Here is a 13717-nt window from a genome sequence, read left to right as displayed (position 1 = left end):
AGGTAGCGAAGGATAATATCAACTAAACTACTCTTTTTTCTACATACTGATACTCGTCAATAATTGATGCCGTAACCGATCTTCGCTGCGGGTTAGTGTAGCCGGCAGTGCCGTCAACCCTTTGCTTACCCAGTCGTTGATCTGCTCAGCGGGTTCGCCCTGCGCGCGGGAAAGAGCCGCCCAGAAAAGATACCCATAAGCCGATGGAAATTCATCGGGCGACGGTTTAATTTTAGACCAGTTGGCTAGCGCCTGCTTCACATCCAGCTCAACGTAGGCGTAGGCAAAGGCCAGTTCTTTCCAGATCTCTATTTTCATCACATCGGGCTGATCATCGAGCAGGGCTTCTGCCTGTTTCAGGTGATCAAAGGCCGCCGTCGTTTCCTGCCGGTCCAGATGGCGATAATAAGCCATTATATGGGCAAATAAACGGATGGATGATTCCGGTTCGTTGAGCAGCAACGCAATCTGGTCCGGGTTGATGGTTGCATACGTTTGTCCTGACTGACTATGGACCAGCAGTTCGAGCGTTGCCTGTTCTACATCGGCCGGGTGCCCTCCGCCAATCAGCCGAAAAAAACGGGCACGATCGGTAAAAAAAGGGCCAGTTCGACCCGGGACGGTTGTTGCCAGAAAAAGCATCCCCGAAAAGATTCCAAAAACTAACGTGAAACAAACGAGAAACCGTGCCAGTGCCGACGAGTCGGTCGTGAGGGAAAATGCAGTGGTGTAGCTCAGCCAAATTGCCAGAACACCGGAAAGTAGACTAACAGCGGGTCCGGCCGCCACGATGGCCGCAAAGTTCGACCGGAGATGAGGCCCTATATCGAGGGGTACGGTTCCGGCAATTCCCCCGTAGAGTCTGGCATCCCGGTTGAGGTACCACTCTACCCGGTCGGTATCCGGGTTCCGGCGAATACCCAATGGTCCCACTACCAGTATACTAAAGCGGAAGGAAAGGGCCAGGCCCGTGAGGAGGTGGCCCAGTTCATGCACCAGCAGGGCGGCCCACATGGCCACCAGCACACTGCTCAACTTGGCCGCATCTTCCCAGCCAGTAGCCGACCGAAGCATATTTTTCAGTACGGCAACCGGAAAGGCATATTCCATGAGCCGAATAGCACCGTAGCTAAGAACAGCCCCTGTCAGCGCAGCAATCAGCATGTTGGGTATATCCTTCTTTTTCATAGCCATCAGGATCCGAAGGTATCCCAGTAAAGCAAAATGATCCCCAACATGACAAACAGGTGGACAATGAGCCAGGCCCGTTGCCAGCGTAGTCGGTCGTTCCAGCGAACGGTCTGGTCGAACGGATCAAAAATCAATCCGATCCCCAGGTTGACGGCCGCATCTTCATAGGAGCCGGTCAGGAAATAATAAAGACATAACAGAACAAAGGCTCCGTACAGGACGCGATTTATGACTATAGATCGTGTCTTTGTGTTAGCTGGTTGATTGGTAATGTGCATGGTTTTAACTGGTTTATAACCTGTTAGTCGCTGATACCTGCAAAACATTACAAAATGCTGCCTTTTTTTTAACCTTGCACCTTTCGAACAGAAAAAAGCCGCTGGGATAATCCCAGCGGCTTTTTCTACACCGTTTAGTAGGTACACTTATTCCATCACGACGCCCATGTCGCAGAATTTCTCAATACGCTGATTGATACGTTCCTGTGGGTCGAGCGCATTGAGTTCAGCCAGCGTGTTCAGAATAACCTCTTTTAAATGATTGGCCATTTCCTGATGATCATTGTGCGCTCCGCCAATTGGTTCTACTATTATATCATCAATCAATTTATTGGCTTTCATATCGCGGGCCGTTAGTTTCATGGCCTCGGCGGCCTGCTCCTTAAAATCCCAGCTTCGCCAGAGGATCGTAGAGCAGTTTTCGGGCGAAATCACCGAATACCAGGTATTTTCCAGCATCATGACCCGGTCACCGATGGCTACGCCCAGTGCTCCGCCGGATGCACCTTCCCCAATGATAATGCAGATGACCGGCACCGTCAGCATAAACATTTCTTTCAGATTCCGGGCGATGGCTTCCCCCTGACCGCGCTCCTCCGCTTCCAGACCCGGATACGCGCCCGGTGTATCGATCATGGTGATGATGGGCTTGTTGAACTTCTCGGCAAGCTTCATCAAACGCAGGGCTTTACGGTATCCTTCGGGATTAGGCATTCCGAAGTTGCGGTATTGCCGTTGCTTGGTGTTGCGGCCTTTTTGTTGCCCGATGATCATAACGGTCTGACCCGGTTCGCCGGTGCGGCCCAGTTCGCAGAAGCCGCCCACCATGGCTGGATCATCCCGAACGGTTCGGTCGCCGTGCAATTCGATGAACTGATTGCACATGAGCGAAATATAGTCGAGGGTATACGGGCGGTCGGGGTGCCGGGAAAGCTGTACCCGCTGCCAGCGCGTGAGGTTCTGAAAAATCTCCCGGCGCAGTCTGTCGATACTCTGCTCCAGTATAGAAACCGCTTCGCTCACATCGACGTTACTGGTTTGGGCCAGTTTTTTCGTCTCTTCCAGCCGTGCTTCGAGGTCAGCAATCGGTTTCTCAAAATCCAGGTATGTTCTCATAGATAGGAGTCAGGAGTGAGGAGCGGGGAGTGAGGAGCCATCCGGCGGTAAAAAAACGGTTAATTTATTTTTGCTGCCGGATGGCTCCACACTCCTCGCTCCTCACTCCCATTACTTATAATTCAAAGCTCTCGCCTTTTTTCGGGATAATCACCTGCGGATACCCTTCTTCGGCCAGGGTTATCTTGAACGACTCCATGCTCTCATACTCGCCGTGGACGAGAAAAATAGACCGGAGTGTTTCGGGTGACTGCATTTGTACAAAATTAATCAGATCGTTTCGATCTCCGTGTCCACTAAACACGTCGATTTTCTTCACATTGGCCAGTACCTGATGCTCTTTCCCTTTGATCGTGAGCGTCGATTGTCCGTTCATCAACCGCCATCCCAGCGTTCCTTCGGCGCAATAGCCGATTATGAGTATGGTGGCGTAGGGGTTACTGATATTTTCGGCTACATGGTACTCAACCCGGCCACCCTGCACCATTCCCGACGATGAGATAATGATACATGGCTCTCCGTAGTTAGAGACGGCTTTACTGGCTTTTGATGATTCCAAAAACTGAAAGTTTTCAAAATCGAACAGGGATTCATTTTCCTTGTAAAATTCGCGAGCCTCGCCATTCAGCATTTTTATGTGCTGCATGTACACCTTGGTACTTTCGTACCCCATGGGGCTATCCGAAAAAACCTTGATGGGTGGAAACCCCCGTTCGGTATAGAGCCGGTTCAGGGTGTACAGCAATGCCTGGGTTCGGCCAACGCTGAAGGATGGGATGATAAGTCGCCCCGGAATGTCAATGCAGGCCTGCTGAATAATATCAGCCAGCGCATCTTCGGGCGACATCGTATTTTCATGAAGCCGGTTGCCATACGTGCTTTCACACACCAGATAATCGACGGGCGGAACGGTAGACGGGTCAACCAGAAGCGGGTAGTTTTTACGGCCAATATCGCCCGAAAAACAAATACTTTTGCGTTCACCATTTTCCGTAACGTTGATCAGAATGTGTGCTGCGCCCAGCAGGTGACCAGCAGGCATAAACGTAACGTCTACGTTATCAGTTACTCTGAACTTCCGGTTGAACCCAATGGGAACTACGTTTTCCATCGTTTCCCGAACCTGCAGGTCTAAATACAGATCCTTCTGCATCTGTACCTGCCGATCTTTAACGCGTTGTTTTTTGCTTACATTCAGCTCATTTATACGCTTTTGATTGAGCGAAGCCGCATCTTTAAGCAGTACATTGGCTAAGGCAAACGTAGGTTCGGTACACAAAATCTGCCCTTCGTATCCCTCACGAAACAGGTTTGGCAAGTTTCCCGAATGGTCCATGTGCGCGTGTGTCAGCAGAACCAGATTTATACTCGAAGCTTCGAAGGGAAACAGGCCGGGGTGCGTAACAACGGGGGTTGCCTGCCCATTCGAACCGGCCTCCCGTGGACCGGATCGCTCCATGTCAGAACCACAGTCAATCAGGATGCGGTAATCATCCTCCAACTCCAGCAGGTACATACTACCTGTTACTTGCCGGGCTGCCCCTAAAAATGATAATTTCATGCGTACAACTTTAACTAATCAATATCCTCTATCCGAAGTATAATGAAAGGAGCATCATTTCAAGGCAAGTAGGATAGTGCACTTTTCGTAAGTTTGCAAAAGTACGAAATACCCTCCGAATCGCCTAACTGTTCCCCAATGCGCTTTATTCCCCGTTTTTACCCGTTACGCTTCTTCATCGCACTTACCTGTTCATTCGTTTGCTATACACTGGCCAGTGCTTTGCCGCAAACCGAACCACCGGCCGATTCAGCAGGCGTACAGCGTCTTATCAGGATAGTGGAAGCCTTTCAGGCTGGTCCGGCAGCCCGTTTCGGAACGGTTGCCCTATCGGTTCGGCGGGTGCGCGATGGGCAGGAGTTCGTTGGCTACAACGCCCGGCTGAGCCTGCCTTCAGCGTCCACTCTCAAACTCATTACGACCGCCACGGCCTTATCGGTACTGGGAAGCCAGTATACGTATACCACGTCGCTGGAATACGACGGCACTATAAAAGACAGCGTATTAACGGGTAATCTGTATATACGCGGTACCGGCGACCCATCGCTGGGGAGCTGGCGATTTACCAATTTCGCCGACTTATCCGGGTTGCTTACCAGTTGGTCTACAGCCGTTCGGGCAGCGGGTATCCGCCGGATTCAGGGCATGGTGGTTGGCGATGCCAGTTTATACAGTGACCTGACCACCCCCGATACCTGGCCCTTTGGCGATCTGGGTAATTACTACGGAGCCAGTCTGAGTGCCCTGAACATCAACGAGAATCTGTTTCGGGTCTTTTTCCAGCCGGGCCGAAGTATGAATACCCCTGCCACCGTACTGCGTACCGACCCGCTCCTGCCCTATCTTACCTTCAACAATACCGTTACGACCGATGCGCCCCGTACGGGCGATCAGGTCAATATTTACGGCGCCCCCTTCACAAACCAGCAGTGGCTAACGGGTAAAGTACCTCTGGGCGCACCGGCCAACGAGTTCAGTGTAAAAGGCTCCCTGCCTGATCCGGCTTATTTTGCCGCCTACGCCTTACAGAATCAGCTAATACAGAATAATGTACCGATCATTAATCCGGCCGTTTCAATAGGTGGTGGCCTATCCACTACTATCCCGGCAAACGGCAAACGTACACTGCTTAATCAGTATAAATCTCCCATACTAACCAACCTGATACAGCAAACGAACTACCAGAGTATCAATCTCTACGCGGAAGCCCTCCTGCGAACAGCGGCCCTTGCTCTTGATAAAACAATTCGAACTACAGAAGCCAGTATCGACATACTAACGCAGTTCTGGAAAAAGAAAGGCGTTAATCTGGATGGATTTCGGATCAAGGATGGCAGTGGCCTGTCGGCGGTAGGGGCACTCACCGCCGACAACATGACGGGTATTCTGAGCGCTGTAGGCCGGGAAAAAACATTTTCACAATTTTATGAAACGATTCCGGTAGTGGGCCAGACGGGTACGGTACGCAGCCTGGCCCGTGGCACAGCCGCAGCGGGTAACATTCGGGCCAAGAGTGGCTCTATCGAAGGAGTAAGAGCTTATGCCGGTTATTTCAAAGCCGATGATGGCGAGCCGATGAGTTTCTGCGTACTGGTTAACAAATATACACCCGGCCAAAACCGCGCCGTGACCAGCGAACTGGAAAAGGTTTTTGTGGGAATGGTGGAGTTAAAGGGGAAGTAAATCAGTTGATCGATGACGTCTACGCCCCTTACGACTCCTCCTGGTGTTCACAAACGGTTACCACGCTAAACCAATACTGGCCAATGGCTTTGGTGACCTCACTTAGCCGTTGAAACGTTGGAGGCTTGGTAATGAAGCTGTTAGCCCCATTAAAGTAGGATGTCTCCACGTCATCTTTAGCATCTGAGGTGGTAAGCACTACAATGGGAATGTGCCGAAACTGATCGTTCTTTTTGATTTCGCGCAGTGCTTCCCGTCCATCCTTACGGGGCATATTCAGATCAAGCAGAATAAGCTCCGGTAATGTATGAGCGGCCCCGGCATAGCGGCCCTTGTAGTTCAGAAAATCCAGGAGATCTTCGCCATCTTCGGCAAATGAAATACGGCTGGAAGGATAATGCTGATGAAACGCTTCCCGCGTCAGATAGCGGTCATCTTCGTCGTCATCAACCAGCAGGATATGAATGGGCTTCGGTTGAAGTTGCTCTGTCATAAGGTTGAATAAATTGATTTTCCGGTAAAACCACCACAAACGTTGTCCCTTCATTGGGCCGACTACGGGCTGTTATGTGCCCATGATGGCTCATGACCACCCGCTTGCAAATGGCAAGACCTATGCCCGTGCCTTCAAAAGAGGTTTTACCGTGTAATCGTTGAAAAACTTTAAAAATGTGGTCTAGATACTTCTCTTCAAACCCAATTCCGTTGTCGGTTATGGTAATCTCGAAATAAGGGCGATTAGGATGTAAACCAGTATACTCTTCTCCATTCACCAAACGGGACTGAATGCGAAGCAAAGGCTGAACCCCCACCCTGGTAAATTTCAGTGCGTTAGAAATTAAGTTATTGAACAGATGGTCCATCTGACTGGCAACGGCCTGAACAACAGGCAGATCTCCTACTTCCAATTGCACATCTATCCCTTTAAGCCGCAATTCCTGATCGTCCAGAATACGCCGGACAATGGCATTCAGTTCAACCGTTTTGAATACTTCCTGGTGATTTGAAATACGCGAAAAGTTGAGCAAATCTTTAATCAACTTGGACATCCGCCGGGCAGAACCCGATATTTTTCCCATAAACAACATACTATCCTCATCGAACAGGTTACTATAGCGATCGGTGATTAGGTCGGCAAACGATTGGATTTTTCGCAACGGCTCCTGTAGATCATGACTGGCCACGAATGCAAACCGCTCCAGTTCTTCATTGGATGTTTCCAGTTGCCGGATCTGCCCTTTCAGTTGATCTTCATATTCCCGAAGCTGATCCAGCGTTTTTTGCCGCCGGGTCAACTCCTGTTCAAGCAAACGGTGGGAAACGGCCAGACTCATAAACGTTAGTAAAGACAGGGCAAAAATAATGATGAGTGTGTTCCGGAAAGAGCGGGCCGCCTGGCGATTCCGGATATCCATCATGGCATTCTCCGTGTCGATCATCAGGGCCACGTGCTTACGCAAAACGTCCATCCGGCGCTTTCCCTCTGCTCGTACAGCCAGACTGTTCTTATCAAAAGGTCTGACATCCAGCCGGGCTCTGGTCACGGCCAGTTTGTCTTTAACGAGTTTTCCAAGGAGATTACGACGACTAATCTGAACTCGATTATCGGTGGTTATGGTTCGTAAACGGGTAATCTCGCCCGGCAACAGTTTAAGCGCCTTGTGGTAAGGTTCCAGATAGGTAGTATCGCGGGTGATAATGTAGCCTCTCGATCCCGTTTCAACGTCTTTTACCAGCGATAAAATTCGCTCAAGTGTGCCAGTTACTTCATACGTATGCCTGATTCGGCCAGTATCCTGGCTATATTGATTGTAGCTGTAAAATGATATAGCAAATCCCGATGCAATAAGTACCATCGCACTAATGAATCCCAGCGCAATGCGCCGGTTCATTAGTCTGGGGGCAAATTGAGCAGCAAGATTCATGCGTGGGAGGAGCAGGTTTCGGCAGCAAATGTAAAAAAGGATACCTAATCAAAGCAATTCAGCACGGGTCAACCACTTACTTTACCCGACGCATCCTTATAACGTTTCAACGACCAGATTATGGTTTGTGTAAATACACACGTCGGCGGCAATGTGTAAACTTTCACGAACCATGTCCGTGGCGGATAGCTCGGCCGCGTGTTTCTTGAGGGCCAGCGCAGCTGATTGGGCATACATGCCTCCGGAGCCAATAGCCGCCACGTCGCTGTCAGGCTCAATAACATCGCCCGTTCCCGATACCAGCAGCAAATCATCCTTTGAGGCTACAATAAGCATGGCTTCCAGTTTCCGAAGGTAACGATCGGTACGCCAGTCTTTTGCCAGTTCAATGGCAGCCCGTTTGAGGTTGCCCCCGTAGGCGTTCAGTTTTTCTTCAAAGCGTTCTATGAGGGTAAACGCATCGGCAGTAGAACCGGCAAAACCCGCCAGCACTTTACCGTTCATCAGCACGCGCACTTTCCGAACATTACTTTTGGCAACGGTATTGCCCATTGTAGCCTGACCATCGGCACCGAGGGCTACCTGACCATTGTGCCGAATACCGACTACCGTTGTTGCATGAATTATAGGTTGCATGAAATTGAGAAGTTATTGGGAGGTATAACGCACCAAAACTGGTTTACGGTTCACCGTTCATGGTTTATGGTTGCAGTTCCCCGACGGGACTGACGCACCGACATGTAGACGCTTTAGCCAACCATAAACAATATACCATAAACTAACTTTCCGCAAACGGTATGGGTCGGTTGACGCTTTCTTCGAGCGAGATAAACGTTTCGGTGCGCTGAATGCCGTTCACTTTCTGAATCTTATCGTGGAGTACTTCGCGCAGGTGCTGCGTGTCGCGGCATACAATTTTAGCGAAGATACTATAAATGCCAGTCGTATAATGAACATTGACTACCTCCGGAATCTTTTCCAACTGACCTGATACATCTTCGTACAGCGAGCTTTTTTCTAGATAAATGCCCAGAAAAGCACTGATGTCCCACCCCAGCTTGGCGTGGTCGATCACCAATTGGGAGCCGCAAACAATGCCCATCTGCTTTAATTTATTCATGCGAACGTGCACGGTCCCCCCCGATACGAAAATACGTTTCCCAATTTCAGTATAAGCCATATTGGCATCCTGCATCAATAAATTCAGGATTTTCAGGTCTGTATTATCAATTTCTAAATTTTTTTCGCTCATTTTAGTTTGTTTTTTGATGAATGGCAACAAAAATACGCGTATTATGATAACATTGTAAATTTTTAGAAATTTTTATGCAAAATTTGCAATAAATGTATGCGCTATACTATCTTTGTATTGTCAAGTTGATCGAGCGGGGTCACACGCCGGTCTTCTTGACTTTTTTCCTCACACTGTAGGATGTCGAAATTGGCAGACGTGCCCTCCTGTCTCGGGGGTGGTGATAAAGGATAAACGCAGCATAATGCCGCCTGTAAGGGCGACTGGGGTTGACCACCAGGATTTGTACTGTAGCTAACTGCACCGTGGGCGGTTCGAGTCCCCCTCCTACAGCTACTGATCGCCCTGGCGGTCAGAACAAGTTTAGTTTGTTGATGAAGTGTAATTAGACACGCCGGTCCCATATGAGGCCGGCGTTTGTTTTTTTTCTGCTTTACAGTCCAACCGCAACCGCTTTGGCGAACCGGCCCGACTTTTTTGCGTATTTTTGCCTTTTAATTCGCAGATTCCTCCGTCGTAGCGACGATTCGATAGTCCAACGTGAAACATATCCGTAATTTTTGCATTATTGCTCACATCGACCACGGGAAGAGCACCCTGGCCGACCGTTTATTAGAATTTACCAACACAGTGGGTGCCCGCGACATGCAGGCCCAACTGCTCGATAACATGGACCTGGAACGCGAGCGCGGCATCACCATCAAGAGCCACGCCATCCAGATGAACTATACGCACAACGGCGAAGTATATACGCTCAACCTCATCGACACGCCCGGTCACGTTGACTTTTCATACGAAGTGTCGCGGTCCATTGCCGCTTGTGAAGGAGCGTTGCTGCTCGTTGATGCCGCGCAGGGTATTGAGGCTCAGACCATATCGAACCTGTACCTGGCCATGAATAACGACCTGGTCATTATACCGGTACTGAATAAAATTGACCTGCCGGGTGCCATGCCCGAAGAAGTAAAAGATGAAATGGTCGATCTGCTCGGTTGCGATCGGGATGATATTATTCCGGCCAGCGGAAAAGAAGGCATTGGTGTCCCCGAAATTCTGGCCGCCATTGTGGAGCGGATTCCGGCCCCTAAAGGCGACCCTGAAGGTGAATTGAAAGCGCTTATTTTCGATTCGCATTTCAATTCATACCGGGGCATCGAAGTTATTTTCCGGGTTAAGAACGGCCGGATTCGTAAAGGAGATCGGGTCAAGTTCATGAATACCGGCAAAGAGTACATTGCCGACGAGGTAGGTACCCTGGGCCTGGTTCAGGTTCCCCGCAACGTAATTGAATGTGGCGATGTAGGTTACCTGATTTCGGGTATCAAAGTAGCCAAAGAAGTGAAAGTAGGAGACACCATCACCCAGCTCGACCGTCCGGCGAAAGAGGCTATTCAGGGGTTTTCGGAAGTGAAGCCGATGGTATTTGCCGGTATCTACCCGGTAGAAACCAGCGAGTTCGAGGATTTGCGCGATGCCATGGAGAAACTTCAACTCAACGACGCAGCCCTCATCTGGGAGCCTGAAACATCGGCAGCGCTGGGCTTTGGTTTCCGGTGTGGCTTCCTGGGTATGTTGCACATGGAAATCGTGCAGGAGCGACTGGAGCGTGAATTTGACATGACCGTTATCACCACCGTACCATCCGTACGGTTTGAAGTGGTTACGACGAAAGACGAAATACTACACGTATCAGCTCCGGCCGAAATGCCTGACCCCAGCACCATTCGCTGGATCGAAGAACCCTTTATCAGGGCGCAGATTATCAGTAAGGCCGATTATGTAGGGGCTATCATTGGCCTGTGTATGGATAAGCGCAGTCTGCTCAAAAATCAGGTATACCTGACCCAGGACCGCGTGGAGTTACAGTTTGAGATGCCCCTGGCCGAAGTTGTCTTTGACTTCTTCGATAAGCTCAAAACCATTTCGCGCGGGTATGCCTCCCTCGATTACGAGTTCATTGGCAACCGCGAGTCGAATATGGTGAAGTTAGATGTCATGCTCAATAGTGAACCCGTAGACGCGCTGTCGGCCATCGTTCACCGCGACAAAGCGTACGAATGGGGTAAAAAGCTTTGTGAAAAACTTAGGGAATTACTACCCCGTCAGCAATTCGAAATTGCTATTCAAGCAGCTATCGGTCAGAAAATCATTGCCCGCGAAACGGTAAAGGCACTTCGTAAAGACGTATTGGCCAAATGTTACGGGGGTGATATTTCGCGGAAACGCAAGCTGCTCGACAAGCAGAAGAAGGGTAAGAAACGAATGCGCCAGGTCGGCAATGTCGAAATCCCGCAGGAAGCCTTCATGGCCGTTTTGAAAATCAATTAAACGTTTGTGAGCAAGCTTAACTTCGACGATAGAGGCCATCTGGTTCCTTATGACTTGATCGAAACAGACTAGCAACTGTTTGTTGATATATTTGGATGGAACAATTCCCGACGTTTTTTAATCAATCAGTTACATGCCTTTGCTGCTGAGCTCAACAATCTTTCTATCATAAGATATACCTTATGGATCGATGGAAGTTTTGTTACGCAGAAAGAACAACCGAAAGACCTCGACGTAGTAGTTGTTCTGCCGGCACAGGCACACCGTCAGTTTGAAAATGCTTTACGAGCATTGAGAGATCAGTTTGATGGGTTAGATTTGTATATGGTGCGGTTTATTAGTCAGGATGAGCCTGACCACTTTCTATATAGTTCAGACCAGATGGAGTGGTTCTTCCAGTTTACAATGACTAAACCGGGACGGCTTACCCGACAAAAATTCCCGAAAGGTTTTATTCAAATTGACTGGAACAATGAATCACTCTTCCAATCTGTATAGCGAAATCACTGATGTTTTGAGCCGGATTGAGCGGCTTAATGAGTTAAGCCAGTTACATCAGCAACAATCCGTACCCGACTTTTTAGCTGTTGAAGGCTATGAACGATTACGAGGTCAGTATATTAAACAGTTGGAGGAGCTGTTAAAGGTCTTGAATATTCAGGCAGATATCCAGTTGAAAGCTGCCTAACCCTGAATGCCAGCCCATTGCGAGGCTGGCATTTTATTTGCAACAGAGTCGGTATTCGCCATCCTATTAACCCAACATGCGCGTTGTACTAACCCTGTTCTTTAGCCTGCTACTGCTGTCGAACGCAGGCGCTCAGCAGTCGGACGCCGTTAAAACACAGAAAACGTTGTTTACCATCTCGGCGGCAGATGATAAAACATCGGCAGCACTACCCGCTACGTATACGATTCGGGCCTTGCAGGCCAACAAGAGATGGGAAGGTAAAAGTGAGCAGGGCGGTAACTCTTTTTCGTTCATGCTGACCCGTACCGATACCCTGAACGTGATAGCCCGTTCGCCAGGGTACTATGAAGCCGAAGAACTGATGGTGGTTTCGTGCGATACCTGTGCCAACTACGACTATATTATCCGGCTCGAAAAAGAAGAACCCAAAGACAGTGTGTTCCGGAATTTACAGGTCAATCAGGCTTTCCGGCTGGATAATGTGTACTTCGACCAGAGCAGTTACGTCCTGCGCCCCGAATCCTATCCGCAACTGGACAAGCTGGTAAAAACACTGGTGAACACCCCAAAACTGGTTATCGAAATTGCCGGTCATACCGATAATGTCGGCGACCGGCGACTGAACCAGGCTCTGTCCGAGAATCGGGCTAAAGTCATAACCAGCTACCTGGTCAGGAATGGCATACCCGAGAAACGCCTGCACCATACTGGCTATGGGGACTCCCGGCCAGCGGCTCCCAATGACACCGAAATGAACAAACGAAAGAATCGGCGCGTTGAATTCGTTGTAGTAGCGATGTAGAAGGTATAGTCTTTGGTTGTCATGGAGTGGTCATTATATAGTCACTGATTGGCAAATGGCTATCCATGACAATTAATGACTTTGAATGACGAATAATGACCACGAATGACCAATCAATCCCTTATTTCGTTAAGCCCGGCTCTATTGTCCGCCAAATATGGGGTGATGCCGACGTAATTCTGCTGGTTTTTGCCGGGTCGGCGGCTGAGTTTGCACTGAACCGGGCTGTAGACTGGCTGTTTTACACGGGTAAACTCCCAGCCGATCCGATTGCCCGTCTGTTTTCAACGGTCCGTTACGCCCAGGACATCGTATTTCTTCCCGACGATAAGGCTCGTCAAACAGTTGCCCGGATGGGCGCCCTGCATTCGGGTGTCGAGCAGAAAAGAGGGTATCAGATTCCCGACTGGGCTTACCGTGACGTATTGTACATGCTGATCGGCTATTCCGAACGTGCCTACGAGACCCTGCACCGGCCACTCACCAACCCGGAACGCGAAGAACTGTTTGCTACCTTTCGGGAAGTAGGTATTGGGATGCACGTTCCAAACTTACCGACCACGTACGCTGACTGGAGAACTGACCGGGAAGCACACCTCAACCAGGATTTGGTTCGCAGCGAATTTACCGATAAGCTATTTCAGCGATACCAGGAGCAATTAGGAAACTGGCGCTATAATTTACTGCGGCAGGTGCAGGGAATGCTCGTTCCCAATCAGGTAAATCAGCTGCTGGATTTACCCCAAAGCCGTTTGTTACCTCATTCGCTTGGGGTATACGGTATTTTGAATAAGCTCGGGCTTCGGTCGCTGGTACAGCGTATCCTGCTGCCAACCGACTATCTGGGTCAGATTCAGGGGTTAGATAAATAACGTGTTTTGGTTTGCAGT

14 protein-coding genes are annotated in these 13717 nt (G+C 49.6%); 6 read left to right on the top strand and 8 right to left on the bottom strand.

The window, feature by feature from the left end:
* Positions 1-39: 39 nt before the first annotated feature.
* The 4 genes from B157_RS0113035 to B157_RS0113020 all read right to left on the bottom strand — a co-directional run bounded on the left by B157_RS0113035 (position 40) and on the right by B157_RS0113020 (position 4146).
* Complete coding sequence (locus tag B157_RS0113035) at positions 40-1188, bottom strand: zinc metalloprotease (RefSeq protein ID WP_157618429.1); 1149 nt, start codon at positions 1186-1188, stop codon at positions 40-42.
* A gap of 5 nt (positions 1189-1193) precedes the next feature.
* Positions 1194-1469 carry a hypothetical protein gene (locus B157_RS0113030; protein WP_020603763.1) on the bottom strand — a complete coding sequence of 92 codons (276 nt, stop codon included), beginning with the start codon at positions 1467-1469 and terminating at the stop codon, positions 1194-1196.
* Between the two features lie 147 nt (positions 1470-1616).
* Positions 1617-2585, bottom strand: a complete 969-nt coding sequence (locus B157_RS0113025; RefSeq protein ID WP_020603762.1) for an acetyl-CoA carboxylase carboxyltransferase subunit alpha — start codon at positions 2583-2585, stop codon at positions 1617-1619.
* A gap of 115 nt (positions 2586-2700) precedes the next feature.
* Positions 2701-4146 carry an MBL fold metallo-hydrolase RNA specificity domain-containing protein gene (locus B157_RS0113020; protein WP_026308673.1) on the bottom strand — a complete coding sequence of 482 codons (1446 nt, stop codon included), beginning with the start codon at positions 4144-4146 and terminating at the stop codon, positions 2701-2703.
* 138 nt (positions 4147-4284) lie between these two features.
* Here B157_RS0113020 and dacB point away from each other — a divergent pair, with 138 nt between their 5' ends.
* Positions 4285-5829, top strand: a complete 1545-nt coding sequence (gene dacB, locus B157_RS0113015; protein ID WP_020603760.1) for a D-alanyl-D-alanine carboxypeptidase/D-alanyl-D-alanine endopeptidase — start codon at positions 4285-4287, stop codon at positions 5827-5829.
* Positions 5830-5857: 28 nt separating this feature from the next.
* Here the strand turns inward: dacB and B157_RS0113010 are convergent, their stop codons facing one another.
* The 4 genes from B157_RS0113010 to B157_RS0112995 all read right to left on the bottom strand — a co-directional run bounded on the left by B157_RS0113010 (position 5858) and on the right by B157_RS0112995 (position 9006).
* On the bottom strand, positions 5858-6322 hold the full coding sequence (locus B157_RS0113010) for a response regulator (RefSeq protein ID WP_020603759.1): 465 nt from the start codon (positions 6320-6322) through the stop codon (positions 5858-5860).
* Positions 6276-7754: a sensor histidine kinase gene (locus tag B157_RS0113005; RefSeq protein ID WP_245565077.1), complete on the bottom strand. Its 1479-nt coding sequence runs from the start codon at positions 7752-7754 to the stop codon at positions 6276-6278. The genes B157_RS0113010 and B157_RS0113005 overlap by 47 nt, the downstream gene beginning before the upstream one ends.
* 96 nt (positions 7755-7850) lie before the next feature.
* Entirely contained in the window at positions 7851-8390 is a 540-nt protein-coding gene (gene hslV, locus B157_RS0113000; RefSeq protein ID WP_018621262.1) for an ATP-dependent protease subunit HslV, read from the bottom strand.
* A gap of 142 nt (positions 8391-8532) precedes the next feature.
* Positions 8533-9006: an Lrp/AsnC ligand binding domain-containing protein gene (locus B157_RS0112995; RefSeq protein WP_020603757.1), complete on the bottom strand. Its 474-nt coding sequence runs from the start codon at positions 9004-9006 to the stop codon at positions 8533-8535.
* Positions 9007-9546: 540 nt separating this feature from the next.
* On the opposite strand from B157_RS0112995, the gene lepA reads away from it, so the two are divergent.
* The 5 genes from lepA to B157_RS0112970 all read left to right on the top strand — a co-directional run bounded on the left by lepA (position 9547) and on the right by B157_RS0112970 (position 13699).
* The gene (gene lepA, locus B157_RS0112985; protein WP_020603755.1) at positions 9547-11334 is read left to right on the top strand and encodes a translation elongation factor 4; all 1788 of its coding nucleotides are present in this window, start codon (positions 9547-9549) and stop codon (positions 11332-11334) included.
* Positions 11335-11409: 75 nt separating this feature from the next.
* Positions 11410-11832 (top strand): DUF6932 family protein, encoded by a 423-nt coding sequence (locus B157_RS40500; RefSeq protein WP_425423202.1) that lies wholly within the window; start codon positions 11410-11412, stop codon positions 11830-11832.
* Positions 11807-12022, top strand: a complete 216-nt coding sequence (locus B157_RS0112980; protein WP_020603754.1) for a hypothetical protein — start codon at positions 11807-11809, stop codon at positions 12020-12022. Before B157_RS40500 ends, B157_RS0112980 begins: the two co-directional genes overlap by 26 nt.
* A 76-nt stretch (positions 12023-12098) precedes the next feature.
* On the top strand, positions 12099-12827 hold the full coding sequence (locus B157_RS0112975) for an OmpA family protein (protein ID WP_020603753.1): 729 nt from the start codon (positions 12099-12101) through the stop codon (positions 12825-12827).
* Positions 12828-12922: 95 nt separating this feature from the next.
* Entirely contained in the window at positions 12923-13699 is a 777-nt protein-coding gene (locus tag B157_RS0112970) for an oxygenase MpaB family protein (RefSeq protein ID WP_020603752.1), read from the top strand.
* Positions 13700-13717: the final 18 nt, after the last annotated feature.

This window comes from Spirosoma spitsbergense DSM 19989, from assembly GCF_000374085.1.
In the GTDB taxonomy this organism is placed as follows: domain Bacteria; phylum Bacteroidota; class Bacteroidia; order Cytophagales; family Spirosomataceae; genus Spirosoma; species Spirosoma spitsbergense.
The sequence above is the reverse complement of the archived record's forward strand: the minus strand, read 5'-3'. Positions and strand labels throughout refer to the sequence as shown.

What these genes read in the sequence shown, in the direction of transcription:
- B157_RS0113035 (WP_157618429.1), bottom strand. Translation starts at nt 1,188, where the DNA reads ATGAAAAAGAAGGATATACCCAACATGCTGATTGCTGCGCTGACAGGG.
- B157_RS0113030 (WP_020603763.1), bottom strand. Translation starts at nt 1,469, where the DNA reads ATGCACATTACCAATCAACCAGCTAACACAAAGACACGATCTATAGTC.
- B157_RS0113025 (WP_020603762.1), bottom strand. Translation starts at nt 2,585, where the DNA reads ATGAGAACATACCTGGATTTTGAGAAACCGATTGCTGACCTCGAAGCA.
- B157_RS0113020 (WP_026308673.1), bottom strand. Translation starts at nt 4,146, where the DNA reads ATGAAATTATCATTTTTAGGGGCAGCCCGGCAAGTAACAGGTAGTATG.
- dacB (WP_020603760.1), top strand. Translation starts at nt 4,285, where the DNA reads ATGCGCTTTATTCCCCGTTTTTACCCGTTACGCTTCTTCATCGCACTT.
- B157_RS0113010 (WP_020603759.1), bottom strand. Translation starts at nt 6,322, where the DNA reads ATGACAGAGCAACTTCAACCGAAGCCCATTCATATCCTGCTGGTTGAT.
- B157_RS0113005 (WP_245565077.1), bottom strand. Translation starts at nt 7,754, where the DNA reads ATGAATCTTGCTGCTCAATTTGCCCCCAGACTAATGAACCGGCGCATT.
- hslV (WP_018621262.1), bottom strand. Translation starts at nt 8,390, where the DNA reads ATGCAACCTATAATTCATGCAACAACGGTAGTCGGTATTCGGCACAAT.
- B157_RS0112995 (WP_020603757.1), bottom strand. Translation starts at nt 9,006, where the DNA reads ATGAGCGAAAAAAATTTAGAAATTGATAATACAGACCTGAAAATCCTG.
- B157_RS0112980 (WP_020603754.1), top strand. Translation starts at nt 11,807, where the DNA reads ATGAATCACTCTTCCAATCTGTATAGCGAAATCACTGATGTTTTGAGC.
- B157_RS0112975 (WP_020603753.1), top strand. Translation starts at nt 12,099, where the DNA reads ATGCGCGTTGTACTAACCCTGTTCTTTAGCCTGCTACTGCTGTCGAAC.
- B157_RS0112970 (WP_020603752.1), top strand. Translation starts at nt 12,923, where the DNA reads ATGACCACGAATGACCAATCAATCCCTTATTTCGTTAAGCCCGGCTCT.